This window comes from Pseudarthrobacter sulfonivorans (assembly GCF_014712225.1).
Taxonomy (GTDB): Bacteria; Actinomycetota; Actinomycetes; order Actinomycetales; family Micrococcaceae; genus Arthrobacter; species Arthrobacter sulfonivorans.
Map to the genome: position 1 here is coordinate 22,677 of NZ_JACXBW010000025.1, position 25,606 is coordinate 48,282.

The 25,606-nt window shown below is 66.7% G+C and carries 28 protein-coding genes; 16 read left to right on the forward strand and 12 right to left on the reverse strand.

Features of this window, described 5'->3' with window-relative positions; all coding sequences use genetic code 11:
• Nucleotides 1-66: 66 nt before the first annotated feature.
• Nucleotides 67-879, reverse strand: a complete 813-nt coding sequence (locus IAQ70_RS21440) for an IclR family transcriptional regulator (protein ID WP_190991975.1) — start codon at nt 877-879, stop codon at nt 67-69.
• 229 nt (nt 880-1,108) lie between these two features.
• On the opposite strand from IAQ70_RS21440, the gene IAQ70_RS21445 reads away from it, so the two are divergent.
• Complete coding sequence (locus IAQ70_RS21445; protein WP_190991976.1) at nt 1,109-2,428, forward strand: MFS transporter; 1,320 nt, start codon at nt 1,109-1,111, stop codon at nt 2,426-2,428.
• 117 nt (nt 2,429-2,545) lie between these two features.
• On the opposite strand, the gene IAQ70_RS21450 is transcribed toward IAQ70_RS21445, so the two are convergent.
• On the reverse strand, nt 2,546-3,622 hold the full coding sequence (locus IAQ70_RS21450) for an ATP-dependent DNA ligase (protein WP_190991977.1): 1,077 nt from the start codon (nt 3,620-3,622) through the stop codon (nt 2,546-2,548).
• Nucleotides 3,623-3,661: 39 nt separating this feature from the next.
• Entirely contained in the window at nt 3,662-4,162 is a 501-nt protein-coding gene (locus IAQ70_RS21455; RefSeq protein ID WP_190991978.1) for a hypothetical protein, read from the reverse strand.
• A gap of 189 nt (nt 4,163-4,351) precedes the next feature.
• On the opposite strand from IAQ70_RS21455, the gene IAQ70_RS21460 reads away from it, so the two are divergent.
• Nucleotides 4,352-4,588 carry a hypothetical protein gene (locus IAQ70_RS21460; RefSeq protein WP_190991979.1) on the forward strand — a complete coding sequence of 79 codons (237 nt, stop codon included), beginning with the start codon at nt 4,352-4,354 and terminating at the stop codon, nt 4,586-4,588.
• 2 nt (nt 4,589-4,590) lie between these two features.
• Here IAQ70_RS21460 and IAQ70_RS21465 read toward each other — a convergent pair whose 3' ends face one another.
• The 3 genes from IAQ70_RS21465 to IAQ70_RS21475 form a co-directional block, all read right to left on the reverse strand.
• Nucleotides 4,591-4,917, reverse strand: a complete 327-nt coding sequence (locus IAQ70_RS21465) for a MoaD/ThiS family protein (protein WP_407682611.1) — start codon at nt 4,915-4,917, stop codon at nt 4,591-4,593.
• On the reverse strand, nt 4,871-6,016 hold the full coding sequence (locus IAQ70_RS21470) for a WD40/YVTN/BNR-like repeat-containing protein (RefSeq protein ID WP_190991981.1): 1,146 nt from the start codon (nt 6,014-6,016) through the stop codon (nt 4,871-4,873). The genes IAQ70_RS21465 and IAQ70_RS21470 overlap by 47 nt, the downstream gene beginning before the upstream one ends.
• A 70-nt stretch (nt 6,017-6,086) precedes the next feature.
• Complete coding sequence (locus IAQ70_RS21475; protein WP_190992003.1) at nt 6,087-6,287, reverse strand: hypothetical protein; 201 nt, start codon at nt 6,285-6,287, stop codon at nt 6,087-6,089.
• A 296-nt stretch (nt 6,288-6,583) separates the two neighbouring features.
• Here IAQ70_RS21475 and IAQ70_RS21480 point away from each other — a divergent pair, with 296 nt between their 5' ends.
• Together IAQ70_RS21480 and IAQ70_RS21485 are read left to right on the forward strand one after the other, a co-directional pair.
• Nucleotides 6,584-7,291 carry a hypothetical protein gene (locus IAQ70_RS21480; protein ID WP_190991982.1) on the forward strand — a complete coding sequence of 236 codons (708 nt, stop codon included), beginning with the start codon at nt 6,584-6,586 and terminating at the stop codon, nt 7,289-7,291.
• 124 nt (nt 7,292-7,415) lie between these two features.
• The gene (locus IAQ70_RS21485) at nt 7,416-8,171 is read left to right on the forward strand and encodes a class F sortase (RefSeq protein WP_190991983.1); all 756 of its coding nucleotides are present in this window, start codon (nt 7,416-7,418) and stop codon (nt 8,169-8,171) included.
• Between the two features lie 23 nt (nt 8,172-8,194).
• Here the strand turns inward: IAQ70_RS21485 and IAQ70_RS21490 are convergent, their stop codons facing one another.
• Entirely contained in the window at nt 8,195-8,902 is a 708-nt protein-coding gene (locus IAQ70_RS21490) for a FadR/GntR family transcriptional regulator (protein ID WP_190991984.1), read from the reverse strand.
• A gap of 123 nt (nt 8,903-9,025) precedes the next feature.
• Between IAQ70_RS21490 and IAQ70_RS21495 the strand changes: the two genes are divergently transcribed.
• The 7 genes from IAQ70_RS21495 to IAQ70_RS21525 all read left to right on the forward strand — a co-directional run bounded on the left by IAQ70_RS21495 (nt 9,026) and on the right by IAQ70_RS21525 (nt 17,263).
• Nucleotides 9,026-10,438, forward strand: a complete 1,413-nt coding sequence (locus IAQ70_RS21495; RefSeq protein ID WP_190991985.1) for an SLC13 family permease — start codon at nt 9,026-9,028, stop codon at nt 10,436-10,438.
• A gap of 49 nt (nt 10,439-10,487) precedes the next feature.
• Nucleotides 10,488-11,747: a CaiB/BaiF CoA transferase family protein gene (locus IAQ70_RS21500; protein ID WP_190991986.1), complete on the forward strand. Its 1,260-nt coding sequence runs from the start codon at nt 10,488-10,490 to the stop codon at nt 11,745-11,747.
• 2 nt (nt 11,748-11,749) lie between these two features.
• Nucleotides 11,750-13,279 carry a carboxyl transferase domain-containing protein gene (locus tag IAQ70_RS21505; RefSeq protein ID WP_190991987.1) on the forward strand — a complete coding sequence of 510 codons (1,530 nt, stop codon included), beginning with the start codon at nt 11,750-11,752 and terminating at the stop codon, nt 13,277-13,279.
• Nucleotides 13,280-13,354: 75 nt separating this feature from the next.
• Complete coding sequence (locus IAQ70_RS21510; protein WP_190991988.1) at nt 13,355-13,873, forward strand: universal stress protein; 519 nt, start codon at nt 13,355-13,357, stop codon at nt 13,871-13,873.
• A 282-nt stretch (nt 13,874-14,155) separates the two neighbouring features.
• Nucleotides 14,156-14,503, forward strand: coding sequence for a metal-sensitive transcriptional regulator (locus IAQ70_RS21515; RefSeq protein WP_190991989.1), 348 nt, complete (start codon nt 14,156-14,158; stop codon nt 14,501-14,503).
• A gap of 81 nt (nt 14,504-14,584) precedes the next feature.
• Nucleotides 14,585-14,815 carry a heavy-metal-associated domain-containing protein gene (locus IAQ70_RS21520; RefSeq protein ID WP_190991990.1) on the forward strand — a complete coding sequence of 77 codons (231 nt, stop codon included), beginning with the start codon at nt 14,585-14,587 and terminating at the stop codon, nt 14,813-14,815.
• A gap of 87 nt (nt 14,816-14,902) precedes the next feature.
• The gene (locus IAQ70_RS21525; protein WP_223860510.1) at nt 14,903-17,263 is read left to right on the forward strand and encodes a heavy metal translocating P-type ATPase; all 2,361 of its coding nucleotides are present in this window, start codon (nt 14,903-14,905) and stop codon (nt 17,261-17,263) included.
• 30 nt (nt 17,264-17,293) lie between these two features.
• Here the strand turns inward: IAQ70_RS21525 and IAQ70_RS21530 are convergent, their stop codons facing one another.
• On the reverse strand, nt 17,294-17,566 hold the full coding sequence (locus IAQ70_RS21530) for a DUF2277 domain-containing protein (RefSeq protein WP_190991992.1): 273 nt from the start codon (nt 17,564-17,566) through the stop codon (nt 17,294-17,296).
• Nucleotides 17,567-17,779: 213 nt separating this feature from the next.
• Here IAQ70_RS21530 and IAQ70_RS21535 point away from each other — a divergent pair, with 213 nt between their 5' ends.
• The gene (locus tag IAQ70_RS21535; protein ID WP_190991993.1) at nt 17,780-18,043 is read left to right on the forward strand and encodes a WXG100 family type VII secretion target; all 264 of its coding nucleotides are present in this window, start codon (nt 17,780-17,782) and stop codon (nt 18,041-18,043) included.
• Nucleotides 18,044-18,162: 119 nt separating this feature from the next.
• On the opposite strand, the gene IAQ70_RS21540 is transcribed toward IAQ70_RS21535, so the two are convergent.
• The gene (locus IAQ70_RS21540) at nt 18,163-19,164 is read right to left on the reverse strand and encodes an EamA family transporter (protein ID WP_190991994.1); all 1,002 of its coding nucleotides are present in this window, start codon (nt 19,162-19,164) and stop codon (nt 18,163-18,165) included.
• A gap of 71 nt (nt 19,165-19,235) precedes the next feature.
• Between IAQ70_RS21540 and IAQ70_RS21545 the strand changes: the two genes are divergently transcribed.
• From IAQ70_RS21545 to IAQ70_RS21555, 3 genes are all read left to right on the forward strand, one after another.
• On the forward strand, nt 19,236-19,781 hold the full coding sequence (locus tag IAQ70_RS21545) for a CGNR zinc finger domain-containing protein (RefSeq protein ID WP_190991995.1): 546 nt from the start codon (nt 19,236-19,238) through the stop codon (nt 19,779-19,781).
• 196 nt (nt 19,782-19,977) lie between these two features.
• A complete protein-coding gene (locus IAQ70_RS21550) occupies nt 19,978-20,907 on the forward strand; it encodes a glycosyltransferase (RefSeq protein WP_190991996.1) in 930 nt (309 codons plus the stop codon).
• Nucleotides 20,904-22,652 (forward strand): GMC oxidoreductase, encoded by a 1,749-nt coding sequence (locus IAQ70_RS21555; protein WP_190991997.1) that lies wholly within the window; start codon nt 20,904-20,906, stop codon nt 22,650-22,652. The genes IAQ70_RS21550 and IAQ70_RS21555 overlap by 4 nt, the downstream gene beginning before the upstream one ends.
• Here IAQ70_RS21555 and IAQ70_RS21560 read toward each other — a convergent pair.
• From IAQ70_RS21560 to IAQ70_RS21570, 3 genes are all read right to left on the reverse strand, one after another.
• Complete coding sequence (locus IAQ70_RS21560) at nt 22,594-22,962, reverse strand: hypothetical protein (protein WP_190991998.1); 369 nt, start codon at nt 22,960-22,962, stop codon at nt 22,594-22,596. The genes IAQ70_RS21555 and IAQ70_RS21560 overlap by 59 nt on opposite strands.
• A gap of 106 nt (nt 22,963-23,068) precedes the next feature.
• Nucleotides 23,069-23,659 (reverse strand): hypothetical protein, encoded by a 591-nt coding sequence (locus IAQ70_RS21565; RefSeq protein WP_190991999.1) that lies wholly within the window; start codon nt 23,657-23,659, stop codon nt 23,069-23,071.
• A gap of 25 nt (nt 23,660-23,684) precedes the next feature.
• On the reverse strand, nt 23,685-25,037 hold the full coding sequence (locus tag IAQ70_RS21570) for an MATE family efflux transporter (RefSeq protein ID WP_317983739.1): 1,353 nt from the start codon (nt 25,035-25,037) through the stop codon (nt 23,685-23,687).
• A gap of 124 nt (nt 25,038-25,161) precedes the next feature.
• Between IAQ70_RS21570 and IAQ70_RS21575 the strand changes: the two genes are divergently transcribed.
• Complete coding sequence (locus tag IAQ70_RS21575) at nt 25,162-25,596, forward strand: DoxX family protein (protein WP_190992000.1); 435 nt, start codon at nt 25,162-25,164, stop codon at nt 25,594-25,596.
• Nucleotides 25,597-25,606 lie beyond the last annotated feature (10 nt).

A 25,606-nucleotide genomic window follows, 5' to 3' on the forward strand; every position in this document is an offset into this window, starting at 1 on the left:
ATTACAGTACAGTAGATGTTCACTTATCGCACGCTTGTTCTACATGCGAACAATTGCGCAGTTGCTTTACCGCTGCGGCAGCCGCGCGGCGAGTTCGGCGGCGGCATCCCGAAGCACCGGAACGTGCGCCAGCAGGGCCTCCATGCTGAGCCGGAACACGGGGACAGCCGTGGCCAGCGAGGCGAAGGCGTGACCCTGGGAGTTGAGCAGCGGCACGGCCACCGCGCGCATCCCGTTCTCGTTTTCCTCATCCATCACGGCATAACCCTGGCGCCGGACCAGGTCCATTTCGGCGCGGAAGACGGCACGGTCCGTGATGGTGTGCCCGGTGAGCGGTTCCAGTTCCAGTTCCTCGATCAGGGCTTCCCGCTCCGCATCCTCGGCAAACGCCACCAGGGCCTTGCCCACCGCGGTGGCGTGCAGGGCGCCCAGATGCCCGGGGTCGCTCGTGACGCGGAACATCTGCGGACCGTCCACTTTGTTGACCGTCAGGTGATGGTGCCCGTCACGGACGCTGAGGATGGTGGCCTCCCCCGTCTGCTCGGTCACGCGGCGAAGGACCGGCATGGCCGCGCCGGCGAAGCCGTGATGCTGTGACACCCGTTGGCCGAGCTGGAAGATGCGCAGGCCCAGGTGGTAGCGGCGGCCGTCCGGCTCGTAGTCCACAAAGCCGTCCCGCGTCAGGGAGCCCAGCAGGCGGTAGGTGGTGCTGAAGGGAAGCTCGGCGCGGCGGGAGATCTCGGCGGCACTGGCACCGCGGGGCTCATCCCCCAGGAGGACCAGCAGGCCCAGGGCCTTGCCCACCATGTCGGTGCGGTCGCCCTTGGGTTTTAGTTCGGCGGCAACGTCATCGTCCGCTGTGGTTTGGTTCACACTCATACCTTTGATGTTGCCACATCGTGGGAACTATTTCTAGATGGTGATTATTTTCTTGACAAGTGACTGTGCTCACAGCCATCATTGCTATATCGCACAAGTAGCTCCCACCATGTGGCTACTGGTCCGGGTCTTTCCACGGACACCAGCCGCACCGCTCCGCCGCAACAGGCAGGTGCGGCTGCGCTTCCCAGATCCATCCGCGACAACGTCGTCACATCAAAGGAACACAATGAGCCAGACACTTCCGTCCGCCGGGCCGGGCACCGTTGCCCCGGCCGGGACGCCAAAGAAAGCAGCCCTCGCCAGCTTCCTCGGCAGCGCCGTCGAGTACTACGACTTCTTCATCTTCGGTTCTGCGGCGGCACTGATCTTCCCCACGGTGTTCTTCCCGGACGCCGGCGCCAACGCGGCCGTCATGTCCTTCGCCACCTTCGGCTTTGCCTATGTGGCACGGCCGGTGGGCGCCGTCATCCTCGGTCACTTCGGTGACCGGGTGGGCCGGCGGAAGGTCCTGATGTTCACGCTCCTGCTGATGGGCGCCTCGACCTTCCTGATCGGCTGCCTCCCCGACTTCAACACCGTGGGCTGGTGGGCTCCGGCCCTGCTGGTGCTGGCACGCCTTTGCCAGGGCCTCTCCGCAGCCGGCGAGCAGGCCGGCGCCTCCTCGATGACCCTGGAGCACGCACCGGACAACCGCCGCTCCTTCTTCACCTCCTGGACCCTCACCGGCACCCAGGGCGGCCAGATCCTCGCAGCGCTCGTCTTCATCCCCGTCCTGGCCCTCCCGGACGAGATCAAGTACGGCATCGGCTGGCGCATCCCGTTCTGGCTCAGCGCCGTCGTGGTTATGGTTGCGTTCTTCATCCGCCGCACCCTGCACGAACCGCCCGCCTTCGAGGAAGCCCAGAAGACGGCCCAGATCTCCAAGCTTCCCGTTGCGGATCTCCTCAAGGGACACTGGCGCGACGTCCTCCGCGTTATCGCCTGCGCGTTCATCGCCGCCGTCTCCACAGTGTTCGGCACCCTGGCCATCAGCTACGCCAAGACCGTCGCCGGCGTTGACGGCACCACCACCCTGTGGCTCGTAGTTGGCGCCAACCTGGTGGCACTCGGCACCCAGCCCCTCTTCGGCATGCTCGCCGACAGGATTGGCCGCAAGCCGGTCTTCGTCTACGGTGCCGTGGCCAGCGCGATCCTCACCCCGGTGTTCCTGCTCAGCCTGGAATCCGGAAGCATCCCGCTGATGTTCGTCGCTGCCATCGGATTCTTCTCCTTCGGCTACGCGGCCTCCAACGCGGTCTGGCCGTCTTTCTATGCCGAGATGTTCAGCACCAAGGTCAGGTTCTCCGGCCTGGCGATCGGCACGCAGCTGGGCTTCCTAATGGCAGGCTTCGCCCCGGCCATCGTGGCCGCGATGGGCGGCATCAAGCCCGGCGGCTGGGTCCAGATCAGCATCTTCACCGCCGTGATCTGCGGTATCGCGGCGGTCTCCGCCCTGACGGCCAAGGAGACCTTCAAGGTCCCCACCAAGCAGCTCGGTCTGAAGTAACGCACCAGCCCCGTTTTGACACCGGAAAGCCCGCCATTCCCCCGAGTGGCGGGCTCTCCTTTGCCTAAAATGGGCTACTCCGGCAGCAAAACGTTCGACGGCGGGGCCCCTGGGTGCCTACGGCCGGCCGGTCTCCAGCACCGAGGCAAGGTCGAAGTTAACTGGTTCCTCCAGCTGGGCGTAGGTGCAGGATTCGGGATCCCGGTCCGGCCGCCAGCGGGAGAACTGGGCTGTGTGCCGGAAGCGCTCACCTTCCATATGGTCGTACCTGACCTCCACCACAAGTTCCGGCTTCAGCGGCACAAAGGACAGGTCCTTGCCCCCGCTCCACCGGCTCCCTTCCGCGTTGCGGGGCGTCCGCTCGCCTTCAGCCTGCTTGGCCCAGGCCCAGGGGTGGTCATCGAAGTCAGTGACCAGTGGCTGGAGCTGTTCGAAGAGTTCCTGCCGGCGCTTCATTGGGAAGGCGCCGATCACCCCCACACTGGCCAGGCCGCCGTCGTCCTTGTAGAGGCCGAGCAGCAGCGAGCCGATAGCATCCGGCCCGCTTTTGTGCACCCGGTAACCGGCCACCACGCAGTCGGCGGTGCGTTCGTGCTTGATCTTGAACATCACGCGCTTGTCCGGCTGGTAAGTGCCCCCCAGCGGTTTGGCCACGATCCCGTCCAGGCCGGCGCCCTCGAACTGCTGGAACCACTGTTCGGCGGTGGCCTTGTCCCGGGTCGCGGCGGTGACGTGGACGGGAGCCTTGCTGCCGGCGAGCGCCTTTTCGAGCGCGGCCCGACGATCCGCGAAGGGCCGTCCGGTGTAGTCCTCGTCCCCCAGGGCAAGCAGATCAAAGGCCACGAATTTGGCAGGCGTCTGCTCGGACAGCATTTTCACCCGGCTGGCGGCGGGATGGATGCGCTGTTGCAGCGCGTCGAAGTCCAGCCGCTGACCGGAGGCCCCCACCAGGATGATCTCCCCGTCCACCACACACCGTGGCGGCAGGTTCTCCTTCAGGGCAACCACGAGCTCGGGAAAATAGCGGGTCATGGGTTTCTCGTTGCGGCTGCCGATTTCCAGGTCGTCGCCGTCACGGAAAATGATGGACCGGAAGCCGTCCCACTTGGGTTCGTAGCTCAGTTCGCCGTCGGGGACGCCGCTGACGGCCTTGGCGAGCATGGGCGGGACAGGAGGCATGACGGGAAGTTTCATAGGCAACATTGTTGCCCGGCGGCCGCGCCGGCGGTAGGCCTAGGCTTGAGATCGCCGCACGTCAGCGGCGAGGAGCAGTTCGGCTTCGCGGAGTATGCGGGCCGCCGCCACCGAATCCACCACTGCCGTCCTGCCCCGGGAGCCAAGCCGCACTTCGTGACGGGGACCCTGCCGGGCCCCGGGGCGCGTCCCCGGGATCACGCCCTCCTGCAGTGTGTGCGCAAGCTCGTGCCGGTCGAGCTCCTGGTCCTGGATGCCCACGGCAAGTGAGCTCATCAGGTCAGCGTCCTCCGGCGTGGCAAGATCGCTGCCAATGAGCTGGACGAGGACCTTGATCCCGGCCAGCCGTCTCTGCGGATCGGCATCGTCCAGGGCCGAGTCGATGCCCCACTGGGCGCGCTTCCACCACTGGTCGCGTTTGTCCGCGTGCGATTTCTGCCGGTAGGTCAGGTACGCCACCAGGACAACGCCAAATGTGGCCAGCGGGGCCACTGCCGCCGCGCCCAGAATGACAGTCCAGATCCCGCCGGCGATTTCCATGCAACCACCCTATGCGCCTGATGCTCCGCATCGGCCGCAATCCTGCCCACCATCCTGCCGCGGCACCGAAACCGTACCGGTGCAGAGAACTAACAGGGCCATAACCATCAGGAAACCCTTCCGCAACAATGCGCAGCCACACTGGAAGTGCCGGCAAGTGCAGGCACCAGCTCCAGCCAGGAGGCCACCATGTTGAAGGAAGCCAAAGCCCATGTGACCCGGGTCCGCGCCCTGGACCAACTCCACCGCGGCGACGAAATCGAAGCCCGCCTGTCGGTGGGCCCGAACTACGACGATGTGGTCATCCGGCGCGGCAGAGTGCAGGAAACCGCGCCCGGCATCGGCGTCGTGTGGATCATGGACCGGCACACCGGACTGCGGAAAGCCATCAATGCGGACGAATGCAGCGTGTGGCGGGTCGCCTGAGGCTAGCCGCCGGCCACTGACTGGATGACCAGCACCTCCTGACCAGCGGCCACCTCGGTTTCCAGACCCTGGAGCCTGCGCACTTCGTCGCCGTTCACGTAAATATTCACGTAGCGGCGGAGTGCCCCGGTTTCGTCCCGCAGGCGCCGGGCGAGCACCGGGTAGTCCCCGGTCACCGTTTCGAGCAACTTCCCCACGGTCAACGGCCCTTCGGCGGGCGCAGTCAGGATGGACTGCCCGCCGGCCAGCGACTGCAGCACACTGGGGAGCACCACACTGATGTCAGGCACCGTGGGCCGCTGCCGTTTCCGGAACCGGCAGCGCCGCATCAGTGATCAGGGCCGCCCGGACGCACAGGACGTCCGGCAGGTGGGATGCCACCTCGGTGAACGTTTCGCCTTCGTCAGCGCTGGCATAGACCGTGCCGCCGCGTGTGCCGAAGTAGACGCCGGCCGGTTCAGCGGAATCAACCGCGGCGGCGTCGCGCAGCACGCTGTTGTATTCGCTGGTGGGCAGCCCGGAATCCAGGCGTTTCCAGGTGGCGCCGGCGTCGTCCGTGCGGTGGACCGCAAGCTTGCCCTCCGGCGGGATCCGCTCGCCGTCGGCCTTCAACGGCACTACCCAGGCGGTCCCTTCCCGGCGGGGGTGCGTCAGCATCACAAAACCGAAGTCGGCCGGAAGGCCTTCGGCGATGGAGTTCCAGTTTTCGCCGTTATCGTCCGTGCGGTACACGCCGTGATGGTTCTGCGCGTACAGGCGGCCTTCGACGCCGGCGTCGGCCGCAATCTTGTGCACGCACTGCCCAAACTCGGGGTTGGGATCGGGCATGAAGTAGGCCGAGATCCCCCTGTTCCGGGGCTCCCAGGAGGTGCCGCCGTCGAGCGAACGGTACACGCCTCCTGTGCTCATGGCGATGTGGACGTTGTCCCCCGCGGAGTTCACCACGATGGAGTGGGCTGCTGCGCCGCCGTAGCCGGCGCCCCATTCGCTCCGGTGAGGATGGTCCCAGAGCCCGCGGTTGAGCTCGAAGTGCTCGCCGCCGTCCGTGGACTTCCAAACCGAAATGGGCTCCGCCCCTGCCCAGACCACGCCGGGCCGCGACTCTGCGTCGGGGTAGATCTGCCAGATCCGTTCCACCGCCGCGCCCGTGTCTTCGGGAAAGGTGATGGCGCCCTTTTCGGGCTCAGACCACGTGGCGCCCAGGTCATCGGAGTGCGCCACCGTGGGGCCCCAATGCTCGGATCTGACGCCCACCATGATCCGGGTCCTGCCATCCCTGGTGTCTATGCCGATGCTGGGTATTTCGCTCATCAGGAAGTGCGGGCCGGAGAAGGACCAGCGCTGCCGGTCCTGGCTGGTAGCCAACCAAAGGCCCTTTTTGGTGCCGATCGCCAGAACAAAGCTCGCTGCGGTTGCCATGCACCCCATGCAACCACCCCCGCCCGGAGCCCGCAATAGTTTGGCTATGTGGAGTTACCTGGACTGACGCGGCGGCCGCTCAGTCGACAAATTCCGACTGCGTCTCGATGAAATCCCAATCTGCCTCTGCCAGGACCGCAACGGCAGTCCCCGGATGCGGGCCGCCCGCTTCGGCGATGCCCTGCAGCACATGCAGTGGAAGCTCCTCCGCGCGGAGGTTCTCCCGCAGCCATTCCTTGGTATCCAGGTTTACGTCCAGCCACCACATGTAAATTTCCATGCCCGTCACGCACCTTTCCTATGACTCAACGTTAGGCGCGGGCAAGTCGCCGTTCAAGGGTGCCGGTTACCGGCACCGGCACGAGTGTTCGCTTCCGGTAGTGCACTGTCGTTTCCGCGTAGGGGCAGGTATCGGCGCAGGTCAATGGCCTGCAAAGTCGAGTACACGCTACTCAGGACCCGCACCCGCCCGCGGCCCTAGCCTGAAGTCACAAGCAAGCTGACCATGTAACTGGGAACAAGGACGCTGCCGTCCCCTTGTCATGGTCCGTTTCACAACAGTCTGGGGAGAACATCATGAAACGAGCCTTACCAATCTTGGGGATCGCAGGGCTGGCATTGCTCACGGTCTCCGCGCCGGCGTTGGCGGGGACGGACACAGACACGGACTCAAAAAAAGTCCTCGTCTGCCACGCCACCAGCAGTGCGGCCAACCCCTACGTAGCCACGTTCATCAGCGTTAACGCCCTGGGCAGCCACAGGCTCGAAACGGCGGACATTGTGCCGCCCAATTCCGTGCTGAAGTGGGGACAAAACTGGACTGTTGCAGGACAAGCCGATTACGCCAAGTACTGCCCTACTACCCCGCCGGCCGAGGAACAGCCCCCCGTGGATGAGGAGCCTCCTGGCGAGGAGGAGCCTCCTGTGGATGAGCAGCCGCCTGTCAAGGAAGAGCCGCCCGTTAAGGAACAGCCGCCTGCCGAACAGCAGCCAGCAGTGGTGCCTGAAACCCCGGTTACGCCCACGGTGCCTGTAACCCCGGTCACTCTGACGCCGGCTGCGCAGACACCGGCCGGCCAGGCTGCCGCCCCTCAGGGTGCAGTCGCCAAGGTTCCGGCGGCGGCTGTCAGCCGCGGCACCAACCAGGGCTTCAACGCGCAAACGGCCGTAGGCGGAACTGAGGGCGGCACCACATGGCTGGCCGGGCTGGGGGTACTGCTGGGTGCGGGCGCCGTGGTTTCGGTCCGGCGCAGGTCCCGGACAGAATCGCCGACGGCGGGCTGACGCGGCCCAAGCGTCCGAGGACTCCATTGAGGGCGTCCCGCCCGATCCGGCGGGGCGCCCTCACCGTTCTCCCGACCAACTGCACCTGACCAGCGTCGTGACCACCCTGCACGGAAGGACCATCATGCGGAAGCAACCTGGCCGGCATAACGCCCGCGGACGCCTTTTGCGCACTTCCAAATGGAACCGGGTCAGCGGATTGAACCGGGGGGACCTCGCCATCCTCCTGTGCGGTGTCCTGGGGTTCCTGTCCCTGACCTTTGGCGGCCCTGTACTCAGCCATCCGGACGCCGGCAACCACGGGGGTGCAGGTGTCCGCGCTGCCGAAATTGCGGCACCATCGGTTGCACCGCCGTCGTCCACGGAACAAGCCAGCAGCGCGGCACCCCCTTCCGGCCCCACGCCAGTTGCAGCCGCCGCGGGACCGGCCCTCCCGGACGCTTCGGCGCCGCTTCGCATCCTCTACCCGGCGGCTGCAATTGATACCGCGGTCCATCCGCTCGAACCGGATGCCGCAGCGGCGGCCAGCCGCACTGTAGTGCCCCCGTCCACCATGGACGGGTACTGGCTGACACCCTTCGGAGTTCCGGGCAACGGCTCGGGCAACACCACCTACATCATCGGGCACAGCTGGGAAGACCGGGACGCACCGTTCAACCACCTCAGCTCCGGCGCGAAGGAAGGCGACGAGTTCAGCGTCGTCACGGCAACCGGCACCATCCGCTACCGCGTGGACACCGTCACCACCTATCTCAAGGCCGGCCTCAAAGACAGCCCCATCTGGGAAATGGTGCCCAATCGCGTTGTGCTCATCAGCTGCTACACCGAAGATCCCTGGGGGAAGAACGTGGTGGTCTCGGCGTCGCCCGCCGCCGCATAGCCGGCGGATTGACCGGCTAACACTCAGCCGTTCTTTAGCAGGGCCACGTCGGAAACAAGGTCGATGTGCTCCAGCATTGCCGCAGCCGCAGCAGCGGAATCCTGGACCCTGATGGCGTCGGCGATCTTGCGGTGGGACGCAAGGGACTGCTCAGGACGGCCCGGCTGCCCAAGGGACTCGAGGCGGGTTTCCAGGACCATTCCGGCGATGAATGACATCAGCTGCGCCAGGACGGCGGAGTGTGCGGCTGCGGTCACGGCCTGATGGAACAGCTCGTCGCCGTGCGCGCCACGTGCCCCCGAGGCAACCTCTTCAGCCATGACTTCGAGCGCTTTGTCGATGGCTTTCATGTCCTCGGCGCTGCGCCGGAGTGCGGCCAGCTCTGCCAGCTTCACCTCAAGTGTGCTCCGAGCCTCCACGATCTCCGGAAGGCGGCTGCTGTGCTCACGCAGGCCCCTGATGACAGACGGGACATTCGGGCGGTAAACGAGCACCGCACCGGTCCCGTGCTGGACGTCAATCACGCCGAGTACTTCCAGCGCCACCAGAGCCTGGGCGAGTGTTGCACGCGAGACGCCCAGGCGCTCGGCAAGTTCACGCTCGGCCGGCAACGTATCGCCGGGCGCAAGCTGGGCTGCCTCGATGTACTCCGTGAGCTGTTCCACGAGCTGTTCGTAGAGCCGTGGCCGGGTGACTCGGGAGATCTGTTGTGCTGCTGACCGTTTGGGCACCGCGTTTCCTTTCACAAGGCCTTCAAGGCAAGAGTACTTGATGACTATTGACAAAGACACCTAGTGTCTAGGAGGCTAGGCCAGTGAGCCACTTCACACCCATTCCGATCCGGAGGCACAAAGATGTCCGCTCCCGTTCTTTCCATCATCATCCTGGCCGCGATGTTCCTGCTGGCCACGGTGCTCCCCCTCAACATGGGGGCCCTGGCGTTCGCCGGGGCCTTCCTGCTGGGGACGGTCGTGCTGGGGATGTCCACCGCCGACATCCTCGCCAATTTCCCGGGTGGCCTCTTCCTGACCATCGTCGGCGTGACCTACCTGTTCGCCATTGCGCAGAACAACGGCACCATTGACCTCTTAGTCAGAGGTGCCGTCCGGATGGTGGGCAGCCGTGTAGCGCTCATCCCCTGGGTCATGTTCGCTATTACGGCGGTCATCACGGCGGTGGGCGCTCTCTCCCCGGCCGCCGTCGCCATCATTGCGCCGATCGCGCTGAGCTTTGCTGCCAAGCATAAAATCAACCCGCTCATGATGGGCATGATGGTGGTGCACGGCGCCCAGGCCGGCGGCTTCTCCCCCATCGCGGTTTACGGCGTCACTGTCAACGGCATCCTGGCCAAGACGGAGCTGGAAGCCAGTCCCATGGCGATCTTCCTGGCCAGCTTCTTCTTCAATCTTGCAATCGCCCTGGTCCTGTTCATTGTCCTCGGCGGGAGCAAACTGCTCTCCACCCGGGGAGGACGCCTGGTGGAACAGGCCGCCACCAAGCGGATGTCAGTCAGTCTGGGCGCCCGCGCAGCCGGCGTCACCCTGCAAGGCTCCGGATCTGACATTTCCCCTGCCGGCGTCTCGTCGAAGGGCACCTCAACCGGATCCGGGGCAACGGCCTCAGCCGGCTCCTCCACGACCGGCGCCCGGGAACCCCACGGCGCCCGGGCCTCGGTTCCGCAGCTCGTCACCGTCGCGGGCCTGATCGCCCTCGCCGTCATCTCCCTCGGCTTCAAAGTTGACGTTGGCTTCGTCTCCATCACTATCGCCATCATCCTGGCCCTCGTCTCCCCCGCGGCCCAAAAGGGCGCCGTGAACAAGATCAGCTGGTCCACCGTCCTGCTCATCTGCGGCATGCTCACCTTCGTGGGCGTCCTGGAAGAGGCGGGCACCATCAAGTTCGTATCGGCAGGCGTGACCCAGCTGGGCATGCCGCTTCTGGCCGCCCTGCTGATCTGCTACATCGGCGCCGTGGTTTCTGCGTTTGCTTCCTCCACCGCCATCCTGGCGGCCCTCATCCCGCTGGCGGTGCCGTTCCTGGCCAGCGGAGAGATCGGCGCCGTTGGGGTTATCGCCGCCCTCGCCGTCGCGTCCACGATCGTGGATGTGTCCCCGTTCTCCACCAACGGCGCCCTGGTACTCGCCAACGCCCCCGAGGACGTGGACAAGGACAAGTTCTACAAACAGATCCTGGCCTACAGCGGCATCGTCGTCGCCGTAGGACCCGCGATCGCCTGGCTGGTCATGGTGGTTCCCGGCTGGATGTAGCCCGCCGCCTTCACGACCAGCCCCACACCGCTAACAGAGGACTACCGCTATGAGCACCGAACCGATTACCCAGACCGACGGCCCGCTGTCGGGGTACCTCGTGGTTGACCTGAGCCGCGCCCTCGCCGGACCGCACGCCGGCATGATGCTGGCCGATCTCGGAGCCCGGGTCATCAAGGTCGAAAACCCCGGCACCGGGGATGACACCCGAGGCTGGGGTCCGCCGTTTGTTGGTCCCGAGGACGATCCGCAGGCTACGTACTTCCTGTCGTGCAACCGCAACAAGGAATCCATCGCCTTGGACCTGAAGGCCGACGACGGGCGGACAGTCCTGCGCGAACTGCTGGAACGCGCCGACGTTGTCATCGAGAACTTCCGCCCGGGAGTCCTGGACCGGCTCGGCTTCTCCGCAGCGGAAATGCATGCGCTCAATCCGGCACTGGTCATCCTGTCCATCACCGGCTTCGGGCACGACGGCCCGGAATCCAGCCGCAGCGGCTACGACCAGATCCTGCAGGGTGAAGCCGGCCTGATGTCCCTGACGGGGTCCGGGCCGGACGACCCGCAGCGGGTGGGTGTCCCCATCGCCGACCTGCTGTCCGGGATGTACGGGGCGTTCGGCACCCTCGCCGCCCTGCTGCAGCGCGAACGCACCGGGCAGGGCCAGATCGTCCGGACCTCACTGCTCGCGGCGCTCATCGGCGTTCATGCCTTCCAGGGCACCAGGACAACGGTCGCCGGCGAGACCCCCGAGGCGCAGGGCAACCATCATCCCTCCATCGCCCCCTACGGTCTGTTCCGCTGCCGACAGGGCCAGGTGCAGATCAGCGTGGGGAGCGAGAAGCTCTGGCGCTCGTTCGCGTCCACGTTCGGCATCGACGCCGAACAGCCGGAATTTGCCACGAACGCGGACCGGGTCCGCAACCGCGCGAAAGTCATCGAGGAGGTGGAGCAGGCCTTCGCCGGCCTTGAGGCCGAGCCGCTGCTCGCCAAACTCAACGACGCCGGCATCCCGGCCGGCAAGGTCCGCACCCTGGCGGAGGTCTACGCCTGGGACCAGGTCCACTCACAGGGGCTCGTGATCGACGTTGACCATCAGATCCTCGGCACCGTGAGCCTGCCTGGGCCGCCGCTGCGGTTCTTCAGCGCTGCCGACACGGCGGAAACAACGCTGACAGCCCACACCGCGCCGCCGCTCCTGAACCAGGACGGGGAGCAGATCCGGCAGTGGCTCGGGCTGGTGCCGGCGGGCGCACCTGGACCAGCGGCCGGCGCTGTCGCCGCCGGAACCGGACTGGGGAGGAACTGAACATGCTGACAGAGCAGAAAGCCAAGCATTTGGACGCCGGCGAACTCATCACCGCGGTGATCGATCCTGGCACGTACCGGAGCTGGGATGCCCCCGTTGTGGACCCTGACCCCGGTCCGGGGTACCGGGAGGAGCTGGCGGCCGCACGGGCGAAAACCGGTGTGGACGAATCCGTCCTCACCGGCGAGGGCCACATCCGCGGCCGCCGGGTAGCTGTCATCGTCAGTGAATTCCGCTTCCTTGCCGGTTCCATTGGCCTCGCCGCGGCCGAACGTATCGTGACCGCCGTCGAACGCGCCACGGCTGAAGGCCTGCCGCTTTTGGCGGGCCCGGCCTCGGGAGGCACCCGCATGCAGGAAGGAACCATCGCCTTCCTGTCGATGGTGAAAATCAGCGCGGCCGTCCGAGCCCACCGCCAGGCCGGACTGCCCTACCTTGTCTACCTCCGGCACCCCACCACGGGCGGCGTCATGGCGTCCTGGGGGTCCCTCGGCCACATCACCGTCGCGGAACCCGGTGCGCTGCTGGGCTTCCTCGGCCCCCGCGTCTACGAGGCCATCAATGGCACCCCCTTCCCCGGGAACGTCCAGGTCGCCGAGAACCTTTTCGACAAAGGCCTCATCGACGCCGTGGTCCCGCCGTCGCAACTGTCCGACGTCGTTGACCGCGCACTCAGCATCCTGATCACCGGCCCGCACGCGCGGCTCGAGCCACCGCGGACCCTTTCGGTCACACCATCCGACGCCGGTGCCTGGGAATCCATCGGCGTTTCCCGCAATCCGAAACGGCCGGACCTGCGCCAACTGCTTGCCTATGGCGCCAGGGACGTGCTGCCCCTCAACGGCACCGGGCAGGGCGAGAAAGACCCCGGCCTGCAACTTGCCCTGGCCCGCTTCGGCCAGGAATCCTGCGTGGTCATCGGCCACACCCGGCCCCGGCCATCGCAGCAGACTGCGATGGGGCCGGCCTCTCTTCGTGAGGCACGCCGCGGTATGAGGTTGGCCGAGGAACTCGGGCTTCCCCTGCTCACGGTCATCGACACCAGCGGCGCGGCTCTCTCCAAGGAAGCCGAGGAAGGAGGACTCGCGGGCGAAATCGCCCGCTCACTGCACGACCTCATCGGGCTGAACTCGCCCACCCTCTCGGTTCTGATGGGCCAGGGCGCGGGCGGAGGCGCCCTGGCGCTCCTGCCTGCGGACCGCACCATCGCGGCCCAGCATGCGTGGCTTTCACCGCTGCCCCCCGAGGGCGCCAGTGCCATCGTTCACCGGAACACCGGCTACGCACCGTCCATGGCCGCAGCCCAGGGCGTCCACGTCGCCTCGCTGCACGCCCACGGGCTCATCGAACACATCGTGGACGAACGCCCCGACGCGTCCCTCGAGCCGAAAGCCTTCTGCACGCGCATGGGGCAGGCCATCGAATACGAACTCGCCACCCTCTCCAACGCCGGGATCCACCGGCTGCTGCCGGAACGGCTGGCAAAGTACCGGAAGCTGGGCGGCATGCATTCATTGCTTCCGCAATGCTGATGCGCGCGCGCCGATCAGGCCGGCAAGGTACGGCGGGGCCTGTTCAGGGACCGCCGCCGGGCACAAAATGGGGTTATGACTCCTGAACGGTTCAGTGGCCCGCCCCCGCTCCTGGTGGGGGTAATGCCAAATCAGCATCCGGAAGTGCTGACAACGGCAGCCAAGCTTGCGGCAAGGCTGTCGGCGCCTTTGCTCTGCGCCTACGTCGACGAAGCCAGCTACCTGGTGGAATGGGATCCCGGTCGGTCGGCCCACCGTCTGTCGCTCCACCCGGGGCAGGACAACGAGGACATCCTGGCGGTAACCACAGGCATTAAGGCCGCCATTGAACGAACGGTGGCGAATGCCGGAACGGACGGTGTACGCGTGGAATGGACCCTGCGCACCCTCGCGGGCGACCCTGCCCGCGCCCTCGCCCGGCTCGCCCAGGAAAGCAACGTCCCCATGATCATCGTGGGCACATCCGAACGCGGCCTGTCCCACCGGATCTCCGAGATGCTCAACGGTTCGGTGGGCCTCTGGCTGACCCATCACCAGAGCAGGCCCGTACTGGTGGTCCCCTACCGGAGGCCGGCGCACGAGGACCGTGAATAGCTCTTTGGAGGCGTCCGGAGGCACCTGTGGGCGCCGCCGCTGGGGCGGCCGGGATAATAAAGCGAAAGTAGTTATTCGAGGTGGTGGCGGATAGCCATACCGGCAAGTAAGCTGGTTCAAGCAGAGAGATCCGGCCATCGGGCTGGGCAGATCTGCCCAAAGGCTGCTCCGGAGTGCGTATCCCCCAATAACGCACTCCGGAGCTTTTTTGTGTCGAAACCAGGCCGGCATACCCCCAGGGGGTAGTTGCGTGAGTACCCCCTGGGGGTATAAATTGTATCCATGGAATCCCCACAGGTAACCGCCCCAGGCCATGCGAGCCCCGAGTCCGCGCTGCCGCATGGCTACACCGCCAACAAAGACGCCTATCTGCGAAGGCTCAAACGCATCGAGGGCCAGGTCCGCGGCATCGCCCGGATGGTGGATGAGGACAAATACTGCATCGACATCCTTACCCAGGTTTCCGCCGTCACCAAGGCACTTCACGCCGTGAGCCTCGGGCTCGTGGAGGAACACATCGGGCACTGCGTGGTGGGAGCCGCCGCCGAGCCTGACCCTGACCTGCGGGCGGAAGCGATTGACGTCAAGGTCAAAGAGGCGGCGGAAGCCATTGGCCGCCTTCTGCGCTGACACCACCGCCGCTAACCAGCCAGCCAACCAGGGCCCGGCCAACCCGCCGGCCCTTATACCGGCCCTTATGAAGGAGCAACCATGAGCACCGTCTCCACCACCGTCAGCGTGTCCGGCATGACCTGCGGTCACTGCATTTCCTCCGTCAGTGAAGAAATTGAGTCCCTCGCCGGGGTCGAAGGGGTCGACGTCGACCTCAACGCCGGGGGCATCTCCACCGTCACCATCACCTCCAGCGAGGAGTTGTCGCCGGCCGAGATCGGCGAAGCCGTGGCCGAGGCCGGCTACCTGGTTGTGGCCAACGACGCGTAACCACCCAGATCGGGCTATCAAACCGTGAGCACTGAGCACCTACTGAACCAGACGGACAGCCGCGTTGTTGAACTGGACATCGAGGGCATGACGTGTGCGTCGTGCGTGAACCGCGTGGAACGGAAGCTCGGCAAGCTCGACGGCGTGGAAGCCTCCGTGAATCTCCCCCTGGAGTCCGCCCACGTCACCGTTCCGGCCAACATCACAGACCAGCAAATCGTGGACACAGTCAACGCCACCGGCTACAAGGCAAGAGTCCGCCATTCCCCCACCCACAGTCACGACGCGCAGAAGCTGCACGCCCCCGATCACGACCAGAGGCAATACGGCGGTTCGGAGGACGGGCACAGCGCCGACTCCGGTGGCATGCGGAAGCGTGCGTCTAAGGGAGGAACGACCGAGCACGCGGAGCAGGGCGCCGAAGGCGGCGCGCAAGGTGGTGACCATATGGCCCACGACGGCGCCGCCGCGCAACTGAGGCCGCGCCTGATCCTCGCCGCGGTGCTGGCCGTCCCAGTCCTCCTGATCTCGATGATCCCGGCCCTGCAGTTCCCCGACTGGGGCTGGGTGGCCGGCCTGCTGGCACTCCCGGTGGTCAGCTGGGCGGCCTGGCCCTTCCACCGCGCCGCCGCCGTTAATGCACGCCACCTTGCGTCCACGATGGACACCCTCGTCTCCATCGGCGTCGCAGCCGCGTACCTTTTCAGCGTCTGGCAGCTGGCGCTGGACCCCCGCATGACCGAGCACCCGGGCATGGAGGGGATGGAGGCCGGTGGCCTGTACTTCGAAGTGGCCGCCGTGGTCACCACCTTCCTGCTGCTGGGCCGGTTCCTCGAAGCCAACGCCAAACAGAAGGCCGGCGACGCGCTCAAGGCACTGCTCAACCTTGGCGCCAAGGACGCCACCGTCCTGCGCAACGGCTCCGAGCATAAGCTCCCCGCAGATCAGCTCCGCGTGGGGGATGTCGTGGTGGTCCGGCCCGGTGAGAAAATCGCCACCGACGGCGTGGTGATCGACGGCAGCTCCGCCGTCGACGCTTCCCTGCTGACCGGCGAGTCCGTCCCTGTGGAGGTGGGGCCGGGAGGCAAGGTCACCGGCGCCACCATCAACACCTCCGGCCGCCTGCTGGTCCGGGCTACCAGAGTGGGTTCAGAAACCACGCTTGCCCAGATGGCGCGGCTGGTGTCCCAGGCGCAGACCGGCAAGGCCCCCATTGCGCGGCTGGCTGACCGGATCAGCGGCGTTTTTGTTCCTGTCGTGCTGGTCATCGCAGTGCTCACGTTTGGGCTGTGGCTCCTCTTCAGCGGCCCGGCGATTGATCCTGCCGAGCTTCGGGCCGCTTTCACCGCCGCGGTCACGGTCCTGGTCATCGCTTGCCCCTGCGCACTCGGGCTCGCCACGCCGGTGGGCCTGCTCACCGGAACCGGACGCGGCGCCCAGCTGGGCATCCTGATCAAGGGCCCGCAGGTCCTCGAGGACACCCGGACCGTGGACACCATCCTGCTCGATAAGACCGGCACCGTCACCAGCGGAAAGCTTTCCGTGGATGGCACCTCGGCGTTTGACGGCCACCAGCGAAGGGACGTGCTGCGGCTCGCCGGTGCGGTCGAGGCCGCCTCGGAGCACCCCATCGCCCACGCCATCGCTGCAGCGGCCCGGCAGGCGCAGTCCAGGCACGACGGCGGGCGGCTTCCCGCCGTCCACCACTTCCGTTCCGCACCGGGGGGCGGAGTCTCGGGAACCGTGGGAGGGCGCGCCATCGTTGCCGGCCGTACGGGCTGGCTGGCTGCGAATGACGTCAGCATCTCCGAACTGCAGCAGGAAACGCTGGCTGCCGCGGAAGCGGACGGTGCCACGGCCATCTGGGTTGCGGTGGACGGCGTACCCGCCGGCATCATCAGCCTGCGGGACACCATCAAGCCGGGGTCGGCGGCAGCCATCGAACGGCTGAAGAACCTGGGACTGCGGCCCGTCCTGCTGACCGGGGACAACGCTGCAGTGGCCGCACAGGTGGCCGCCGCCGTCGGGATTCCCTCCAATGATGTTTACGCAGGTGTGCTGCCGGCCGGAAAAGTCGAGGCGGTAAAGAAGCTCCAGGCCGGCGGTGCAACCGTTGCCATGGCCGGCGACGGCGTGAACGACGCCGCCGCGCTGGCACAGGCCGATCTCGGCATCGCCATGGGCTCAGGCACCGACGTGGCCATTGAAGCGGCGGATCTCACCGTCATGGGCGATGACCTTGGCCAGGTGGCCCAGGCGATCGAACTCTCCCGGCGGACTCTGGCCACCATCAAAACCAACCTGTTCTGGGCGTTCTTCTACAACGCCATCGGCATTCCGGTGGCAGCCCTGGGTCTTCTGAACCCGATGCTTGCCGGCGCGGCGATGGCCGCGAGTTCGGTCCTGGTGGTGGCCAACTCACTGCGGTTGCGCAGCTTCGGCAAGTAGGCTGCGCCGGGCCCAACCAGGTAGCAGCGCTTAGGCCGTGCCGAAGCGGACGGCGGCCCGGGCCCTGGCCTTGGCCGCCTCCTCGTCGCGGTCCTTGGCAGGCGCATGCGTCACCAGCGAATCCAGCAGGTGCTGCGTGATGTGCGCGATCTCGTGCACTGCGGCTTCGAAGGCATCCTCATTGGCTTTGGACGGCTTGGTGCTCCCGCTGATCTTGCGGACATACTGCAAGGCGGCTGCGTGCACTTCCTCGGAGGTGGCGTGCGGTTCGTAGTTGTGGAGGGTTCGAATGTTCCGGCACATACGGCCATGCTAGGCTCTGGAGCGCCTGGAATCGACCCCCGTCACGTGCTGTCCGAGGGTCCACGCTGATGGGGAGTGGTGCATGGGCAGCAGTGCCCATCGACGGGTTTCCGGGGGCCGGGATAGGTTTGGGGCAATGGATCTTCCGGATGAGCCGGGGGCCGCTGGGGATGCCGACCCGGGTCGGATCCAACTACTTATGAGGAGAAACTGATGGCTATTTGGGGCGCAGATGTAGAGCAGCTCAGGACTCTTGGCACGAAGCTGCAGGCCGGTGCTTCGGAGATCGAGCAGCAGCGGAGCAACCTCACCCGCCTGCTGGACAGCACCGTCTGGGAGGGCCCGGACGCGAAGCACTTCCGCAGCGAATGGTCCGGCACCCACACCAGTGCCCTGAACCAGGTCATCCAGGCGCTGAAGGATGCCGGCCAGAAGGCCACGAGGAACGCCAGCGAGCAGGACCAGGCTTCACGCTAGGCCGGCCTTGTTTGACCGAGGGCCCGGACACACTGTCCGGGCCCTCGGGCGTTAACGGCGCGGCTGCTAACGGTGTGGCACTCAGTCAGCGAAGTGGCACTCAGTTATTGCCGCGGCACTCAGGGAACCGGCTCGACGTCGTTCGCGTGATCCACCGGCGCGGCCACGCCGGCGGGAACGGCAGCACCGGAGCGCAGCTCATCGAGCCGCACCAGGACTACGCCGGCAACAATAAGCACACCGCCCAGAAGCTGAATGACGCCGGGCAGCTCACCCAGAAGCAGCCAGGCCCAGATCACGGCGAACAGCACTTCGGTCAGCGAGACAAAGGACGCCACTTTGGAGCCCAGCGCGCGCGCAGCCATGATGCCGGAAACGTAGGCCAGGACAGTCGCCAATATGACCAGTCCGGCCAAGGCAGCCCACCATGGCGCAATCCAGGGGCCGAGCCGGGTGTCCGCAGTACTGAAAGCCATGGGAAGCAGCCCCGTGGCCGCGGCCAGCCACATCACCGCCGCACCCACCAGCAGCCCGGCGGATGCCAGGACGAGGGGCGGCAGCGCATCGTTCTCCTTCGCCGTGATGAAGAAGTAGATGGCCAGGCACACGGCAGCGGCCAGCCCCCAGAGGACCCCGACGACGTCGATCTTGACTGCACCGGTGAGGTCCAGTACCAGCACCAGGCCTGCGAGGGACAGCACGGTTCCGCCGATAGTGGAGGCCCGCGGCCGTTTGCGGCTGGCTGCCCAGATCCACAACACGATGAGCACCGGGGCGAGGTACTCAAGCAGCAGCGCAACCCCCACAGAGAGGCGTGCCACGGCGTTGAAGTAGAAGAGCTGGCAGGCGGCCACTCCGATCAGGCCGAAAAGCGCGATGGTGACCCAGTTGTCCCTTAGCTGGTGCCACCGTCCCCGCAAGGCAAGGACCGCCGGAATGGCCAGGATCAGCGCGGCGCCGGTCAGGCGGGCGGTCACGGCCGCACCGGGTGACCAGCCGGACTCCAGAAGCGCTTTGGCGAAGGAGCCGGAGAGTCCAAAGACGGCAGACGAGAACAGTGCGATCCCCAGGCCGGAGCCAAGGAATCCCCGCACTGCTGCGGGGTTGAGGGCGGCGGACACCGGCGCCTCCTGTCAGGAGTAAAGTGGGGTAATGGTCCTGACATTACGCCGGGTTTCAGTAAGGAGTCAAGATGGTCTTTGCCCCTGACACCGAAGTTGCCTTGCGCACGGTGGTCAACCTGATCAACACGGCGGCGAACGGACGCGAATCCTTAGCCACGGTGGCCGACCTGGACCGCTTCCTAAACGCGGAGCGGTTCAGCGGGTCCCGGACCCGCAATGGCGCGGAAGTGGCGAGCGTACACGAGCTGCGCGGCAGGCTGACGGCGCTGTGGACTGCTGACGAGGACACCTGCGTGGCTGGCGTCAACCGGCTGCTGCGCGAGGCCAACGCGCTGCCCCAGCTGATGAAGCACGACGGCTGGGACTGGCATCTGCACGCCACCACCAGGGAGGCCCCACTGGCAGAGAGGATGGGCACGGAGGCCGCCATGGCGCTGGTGGACGTCATTCGAAGCAAGGAAATGGACCGCCTGCTGGTCTGCGCGGCGGACGACTGCGACGCCGTGGTGCTGGACCTGAGCCGAAACCGGTCCAAGAGGTACTGCGACACCGGGAACTGCGCCAATCGCGCGCATGTCGCGGCGTACCGGGCAAGGCAGGCTGCATCTGCCTAGCATGCCGGTCCGGCCTTTTTTGAGTACCGGGCATCACAGCACGTAGCGGCTCTGCAACATTTCGGGTACCCGGTACTCGGGACGACCTGATGGGACGGGAACGACACTGGGGTGGACAGGCTGTTTCGCTGATCACCACAAATTTCGCCTTCCTGTTGCCCATCGACCGTCCATCCGGAAAGAGACAGGCCGCACCGTGACCGATCCATTTCCCCCCGCGGGCGGAGTTTCCGCCGGCGCCGTCATCATCCCGGCCCACAACGAGGAGAGCGTCATCGCACGCACGCTCGAGGGCCTCCTCCCCCTCCTATCGTCGTCCGAGGTAGACATCATCGTGGTCTGCAACGGCTGCACCGACGGCACGTCCGAGGTCGCCCGCCGCTACCCGGGTGTGACGGTGCTTGATTCGCCCATCGGGTCCAAGCCGGCCGCCATGAACATGGGCGACAGCGCGACGGAGCGCTGGCCGCGGCTGTACCTCGACGCCGACATCCAGGTCGAGGCGTCAGCCGTCGAAGCCGTCTTCCGCGAGCTCTCGCGCCCGGGCGCCCCGCTCGCGTCGCGGCCATCCTCCATCGTCGACACCCGCGGGGCGAGTTTCCCCGTGCGTTCCTACTACCGCGCCCGCGCGCGCATTCCCGAGCAGGCCACCCGCCTCTGGGGCGCGGGCCTGTACGCGGTCTCGGAGGCGGGGCACGTACGCTTCGCTGGTTTCCCCGAAGTCACTGCCGATGACTCCTGGTTTGACGGCCTCTTCGCGGAGGGTGAGAAGACGATCGTGGAGACGGTCCCCGCACGTGTGCAGGCACCGCGGACGACGGCCGCTCTGCTCCAGATTCTGCGCAGGCACCGCCGCGGCTACGTCGAGCTGGCTACTGCCGACCCCGGGTCGCAGGGCCGCGGCCGGGCACTGCTCGGCACGATTCGCGGCCTCCCGTCTGCGCTCGACGCACTGTGTTACACCGCGCTGGCCGCGGCGGCCCGGTTCCAGTCACGCCCCATGGTGGGTACCGGCACGCAGCAATGGGAGAAGGACACGTCGACGCGGGCGCCAGGGGCGCCCCCCTCGTCCACCCTTCCGGGGACGGCCAGCCAGCCCGCGCACACGACGGCGGCCACCCGATGAATTCCGGCACCCTACCCTCCGAGGGCACGAACTATGCAGTGTGCGTGGTCGGAGCCGGCCCCGTCGGCCTCTCGTTCGCGCTGGAAGCGGCCGAAGCCGGCCTGCGCGTGGTGCTGCTCGACGCAGGCGGCGAGGACACCGGCCGGCGTGACAAGCCGCCGGGGCGCCGCCGCAACGACTCCATCGTCGATCCCGATCGTCACGCGCCTGAGCTGCAGACCACCCGCGTCGGCGTCGGCGGTGCCTCGTGGATGTGGGGCGGCCGCTGCGTGACCTACGAGTCCGTTGACTTCGAGCAGCGCGACTTCGTGCCCGATTCTGATTGGCCCATCGACTTCTCGGCCATCGAACCATGGCGGGCAAAGGCCCAGGAGTACTTCGACTGCGGCGCGGGCGGGTTCACTTCCGACGAACCCGGCTGGGAAGGTCTGGGCGACCTGAAGATGTCGCAATTGGAGCGGTGGGCACGCCAGCCCAAGCTCGGCCCGCGCCTGGCGGCGCTGGTGGCCGCGCATCCCTTGATCGACCTCCTGTGCGACGCGCCCGTCGTCGGAGTGGCCTTCGACGCCGACGGGACGACTGTGGAGGGGCTGCGCATTTTGTCCAACGGCCCGCCGGGCATTGTGCGCGCCGATAGGTACGTGCTTGCCGCAGGTGGAATGGAGACGCTGCGCCTCCTGCTTGACGCCCAGCGCGGGCAACCCGCGGCATTCGGCGGTATCGACGGTCCGCTGGGCCGCTACTATATGGGCCACGCCACCGGCAGCATCGCGAACGTGGTGCTCACCGACCCCGCCGACATCGCCGACATGGACTTTCGGCTCGACGAGCACGACAGCTACGTCCGGCGCCGCTTCTCGCTCCCTGCGGAGTCGCTCCAGGAGCATAAGCTGCTCAACTGCAGCTTTTATCTGGACAACCCGCCGTTCTACGACTACCGGCACCGCAACGCCACGCTGTCGGCAGTTTTCCTGGCGCTGGCCCTGGCCCCCGTCGGCCGTCGCATCCTGGCCGAGGGCATCCGTCTGCGCCACATCGGGCCGGCGCCGCGCCGCTACTGGCCGCACCTTGTCAACGTCCTGCGGGGCCCGGTCCGCGCGACCGTGGACTCTGCCGACATCCTTCGCCGCCGCTATCTGTCGAAGGTGCGCAAGCCCGGTTTCCTGTTGCGCAACCCGGGCGGAACGTACGCCATCCATTACCACTCTGAGCAGGTCGCCAACCCCGACAGCAGGGTGCGCCTCGACGGCGGCCGCAACGCAGACGGCACGCCGAGCCTTGAGATCGACTTCCGCTACACCGAGCGTGACGTCGACTCGGTGCTGCGTTTCCATGAGGTGCTCGACGAGCGCCTCCGCAGCGCCGGCCGGGGCCGCATCGAGTACCTCTACCCGCCCGCGGGCCGCGCCGCCGCCGTCTGGGAGCAGGCGATCGATGGCTTCCACCATATCGGCACCACCCGCATGAGCGCGGTTCCAGCCGACGGTGTGGTCGACGGCGACTGCCGCGTCCACGGCGTCGACAACCTCTTTATCGCATCGAGCAGCGTTCTCCGAACCTCAGCGGAGGCGAACCCGACTTTCACCGCAGTCTGCCTGGCCCTGAGACTGGCGCACCACATCGCGGAGATGCCGTCGTCCGCGGATATCGAGGCCGTCGTGCACGACCCGGAGAGTGCAGCCGACGTCAGGGAGCCTGGTGGGGATCCTTGTCGTCAGGGGCGCCGTGTGAAGCTGGCGGGTTAGGTGTTCCGGAGCCGCCGAATCCGTGCGAAGGCTTTTTGGCCGAACTGAGATTGACGCCGGAGCCCTTGCCCAGGTGTTCGGCGTTTTCCTTGTAACTCATGGACAGCATGGCCGCTATCACCAGCGTGACAATGAAAGCGATGCCCGCGCCGGTGAAGGCAAGATCGAACCGCGGGGACTTGGCACTGCCGCCGGACGCAAAAATCAACACCGATACGAAGGCGAGGACGGCCCAGAACGCGGAAAACATCAGCGGCCCCTTCACCGAGGTCCGCAGCTTGCGCGGTTTGCCTGGTTGCTGGTCTGCCACGATATTTCCTCCTACAGCCACGCCGGATCGGCCTGCTGGTTTCGAATGTATTGAGTGTCCCCGCCCGGCAGATTTTCTACGCCGGGTAGAACGGTCTGCTTCTAGTTTACGGCTTCCGGGAGGCGCCCCGGGCATCGTGCCTCAGGGTCAGGCCGGACAGGACCCACAACACGCCCGAGATGATGGCACCGCCACCGGCGACACCCAGCAGGGCGTGGGCTCCCAGGCTGATGAAGAAGGGGAGAGCCGCGGCCGTGCCGAGGCCGATGACGCCGGAAGCGATCCAGTCGCGGGCCAGCACGTGCCGCGTGCGGTAGCGGATACCGCAATAAAGCTCCACAGCTCCAGCCACGCCGAGGCCCAGGGCTGCGACCACGCCGAAGACCCTGTCTCCATGCAGCAATACCACCGCAGCGCCCGCGCCTGTCAGGGCAGCCCCTGCGGCGGAGAGGATCTTGCCGGGCATCCGGTCCCGCGTGTAGCCCGCCTTCGGGATCCCCCAGAGCAACAGCAGGCCGGTGGCCAGCAGGTATAGCCCGCCCGCCCAGCCCATGACCTGGACCGACGGCGAAGGCCAGAAGACGGTCAGGGCACCGAATGCCAGTGCGGCGAGGGAACGGAGCAATACGGGCTTCCACAGGTCAGCCTGCTGTGCGGTGTCTCCGGCGGTATCGGCACGGGTCAGTGGTTGGTTCACCGGTCCAGTTTAGTGGGCCGGGGTCCTATGGCGAACCCAGCACCATCCAGCGGTCTGACCGGGCGCGAAGGCCCAGCGTCACGGCCCGGGCGGCCATGTAGCCGACGGCAAAAGCCGCCCACAACCACGCGAGACCTGCCACCGAAGATCCGCCGGCTACAGCCACGGCCACCAACAGCGGGGTATAGACGGCGAGGTTCGCCACCCCCGCCAGCGCCAGGTACTTGGCGTCGCCCGCTCCGATCAGCACCCCGTCCAGGACAAAAACGTACCCGGCGACGGGCTGGCCGGCCGCCAGGATCCACAAGGCGTACATCAGGGCGGACTGGACGCCGGCGTCGGAGGTGAACAGCGCCCCTGCCCACGGTGCCGCGACGGCCAGCAGCGCCCCGGTAATAACGCCGAAACCGGTACCCCAGCGGATCATCGTGCGTGTCAGCCGCCGTGCGTTCGCCGGGTTTGACGCCCCCAGTTCCTTGCCGATCAGGGCCTGCGCGGCGATCGCGAGGGCATCGAGGGCAAAAGCGAGGAACGAGAAAATGGTCATGGCCAGCTGATGTGCAGCGAGGTTGACTGCACCCTGGCCCGTGACCACAAAGACCGTGGCAAGGATCGCGACGCGCAGGCTCAGCGTCCGGAGCATCAGCCAGGAACCGACGCGGGTCATTTTCCGGATGCCGCGCCAATCGGGCATCAGGCTGACGCCGTGCCTGGCTGCATTCCGCTGGACCATCACCAGATAGACGGCAGCCATGGCCCATTGCGCCACACTGGTGCCGATCGCCGAGCCGGCTACCGACCAGCCGAGGCCATAGACCAGCCACAGATTAAGCAGGATGTTCAGGGCAAACCCGGCCGTGGCCACCACCAGCGGCGTCCTGGTGTCCTGAAGCCCGCGGAGGACCCCCGTTCCCGCGAAGATCAGCAACATCGCCGTCAGGCCGGGCATGGACCAGCGCAGGTAGTCCACGGCGAAAGTCCGCACGTCTCCTTCCGCCCCCATCAGGGTTACCAGCGGTTCGGCGGCCCAAAACCCTGCCACTGCCAGGACAATCCCCAGCAGCAAAGCCAGCCAGACGCCGTCGCGCCCTGCGGCGAGGGCCTTGGCCAACTGGCCGCGGCCCATTGCCCGGGCCACGGCAGGGGTAGTGGAGTAGGCGAGGAAGATCATCAGGCCGACGGCGGTGTGCAGCACCGCGGAGGCAAGCCCCACTCCGGCCAGCTGCGCAACACCCAAATGTCCCACGATGGCCGAATCGGCGAGCAGGAAGAGCGGCTCGGCAATCAGCGCACCAAACGCGGGGACCGCCAGGCGCAGAATGTCCCGGGCGGGGCTGGCGGGGCGCACCGCGGCAGCAACGGAGGATTGGTTCGGCACACTGCCAGCTTAACGGCGGGCCTGGCATGGGTGCCCGGCTTCCGTGACGCCCCGAGTCATGACAAAGAACACAAAAGCCCCGGATTGGTTGACACTTCAACCAATCGTGCGGGACACTCGAAACATGAACCAGTCACGCCTTACCACCTCCGCCCTGACCATCCTGCGCGTCGCCCTCGGCTTCCTCTTTGCCGCCCACGGCTGGCAGAAGTTCAACGAGTGGACCATCGCGGGCACCCAGGCCGCCTTTGCCCAGATGGGCGTGCCCGCAGCCAACCTGACCGCCCCCCTGGTCGCAGGCCTCGAACTGGCCGGCGGCATCGCCCTCATCCTGGGCGTACTCACCCGCGTTGTTGCGGCCCTGCTGGCCGTGGACATGATCGGCGCCCTCTTCCTGGTACACGCCGCCGCCGGCGTTTACGCCGACAAGGGCGGGTACGAACTCGTGCTGCTCCTGGGTGCAGCCGCCCTGGCGCTGGCCCTCACCGGCGCCGGCCGCATTTCGGTGGACCGCGCACTGTTCGGCCGGATGAACAACAAACTGGCAGTCCTCGCCTAAGCACCCCGCA

Coding starts and splice junctions, on each gene's coding strand:
- IAQ70_RS21515 (WP_190991989.1), top strand. CDS start 14,156: ATGGAATCCCCACAGGTAACCGCCCCAGGCCATGCGAGCCCCGAGTCC.
- IAQ70_RS21455 (WP_190991978.1), bottom strand. CDS start 4,162: ATGGAAATCGCCGGCGGGATCTGGACTGTCATTCTGGGCGCGGCGGCA.
- IAQ70_RS21500 (WP_190991986.1), top strand. CDS start 10,488: ATGAGCACCGAACCGATTACCCAGACCGACGGCCCGCTGTCGGGGTAC.
- IAQ70_RS21510 (WP_190991988.1), top strand. CDS start 13,355: ATGACTCCTGAACGGTTCAGTGGCCCGCCCCCGCTCCTGGTGGGGGTA.
- IAQ70_RS21465 (WP_407682611.1), bottom strand. CDS start 4,917: ATGCGGCGCTGCCGGTTCCGGAAACGGCAGCGGCCCACGGTGCCTGAC.
- IAQ70_RS21525 (WP_223860510.1), top strand. CDS start 14,903: ATGACGTGTGCGTCGTGCGTGAACCGCGTGGAACGGAAGCTCGGCAAG.
- IAQ70_RS21475 (WP_190992003.1), bottom strand. CDS start 6,287: ATGGAAATTTACATGTGGTGGCTGGACGTAAACCTGGATACCAAGGAA.
- IAQ70_RS21495 (WP_190991985.1), top strand. CDS start 9,026: ATGTCCGCTCCCGTTCTTTCCATCATCATCCTGGCCGCGATGTTCCTG.
- IAQ70_RS21460 (WP_190991979.1), top strand. CDS start 4,352: ATGTTGAAGGAAGCCAAAGCCCATGTGACCCGGGTCCGCGCCCTGGAC.
- IAQ70_RS21450 (WP_190991977.1), bottom strand. CDS start 3,622: ATGAAACTTCCCGTCATGCCTCCTGTCCCGCCCATGCTCGCCAAGGCC.
- IAQ70_RS21445 (WP_190991976.1), top strand. CDS start 1,109: ATGAGCCAGACACTTCCGTCCGCCGGGCCGGGCACCGTTGCCCCGGCC.
- IAQ70_RS21520 (WP_190991990.1), top strand. CDS start 14,585: ATGAGCACCGTCTCCACCACCGTCAGCGTGTCCGGCATGACCTGCGGT.
- IAQ70_RS21470 (WP_190991981.1), bottom strand. CDS start 6,016: ATGGGGTGCATGGCAACCGCAGCGAGCTTTGTTCTGGCGATCGGCACC.
- IAQ70_RS21535 (WP_190991993.1), top strand. CDS start 17,780: ATGGCTATTTGGGGCGCAGATGTAGAGCAGCTCAGGACTCTTGGCACG.
- IAQ70_RS21480 (WP_190991982.1), top strand. CDS start 6,584: ATGAAACGAGCCTTACCAATCTTGGGGATCGCAGGGCTGGCATTGCTC.
- IAQ70_RS21530 (WP_190991992.1), bottom strand. CDS start 17,566: ATGTGCCGGAACATTCGAACCCTCCACAACTACGAACCGCACGCCACC.
- IAQ70_RS21505 (WP_190991987.1), top strand. CDS start 11,750: ATGCTGACAGAGCAGAAAGCCAAGCATTTGGACGCCGGCGAACTCATC.
- IAQ70_RS21555 (WP_190991997.1), top strand. CDS start 20,904: ATGAATTCCGGCACCCTACCCTCCGAGGGCACGAACTATGCAGTGTGC.
- IAQ70_RS21485 (WP_190991983.1), top strand. CDS start 7,416: ATGCGGAAGCAACCTGGCCGGCATAACGCCCGCGGACGCCTTTTGCGC.
- IAQ70_RS21545 (WP_190991995.1), top strand. CDS start 19,236: ATGGTCTTTGCCCCTGACACCGAAGTTGCCTTGCGCACGGTGGTCAAC.
- IAQ70_RS21440 (WP_190991975.1), bottom strand. CDS start 879: ATGAGTGTGAACCAAACCACAGCGGACGATGACGTTGCCGCCGAACTA.
- IAQ70_RS21575 (WP_190992000.1), top strand. CDS start 25,162: ATGAACCAGTCACGCCTTACCACCTCCGCCCTGACCATCCTGCGCGTC.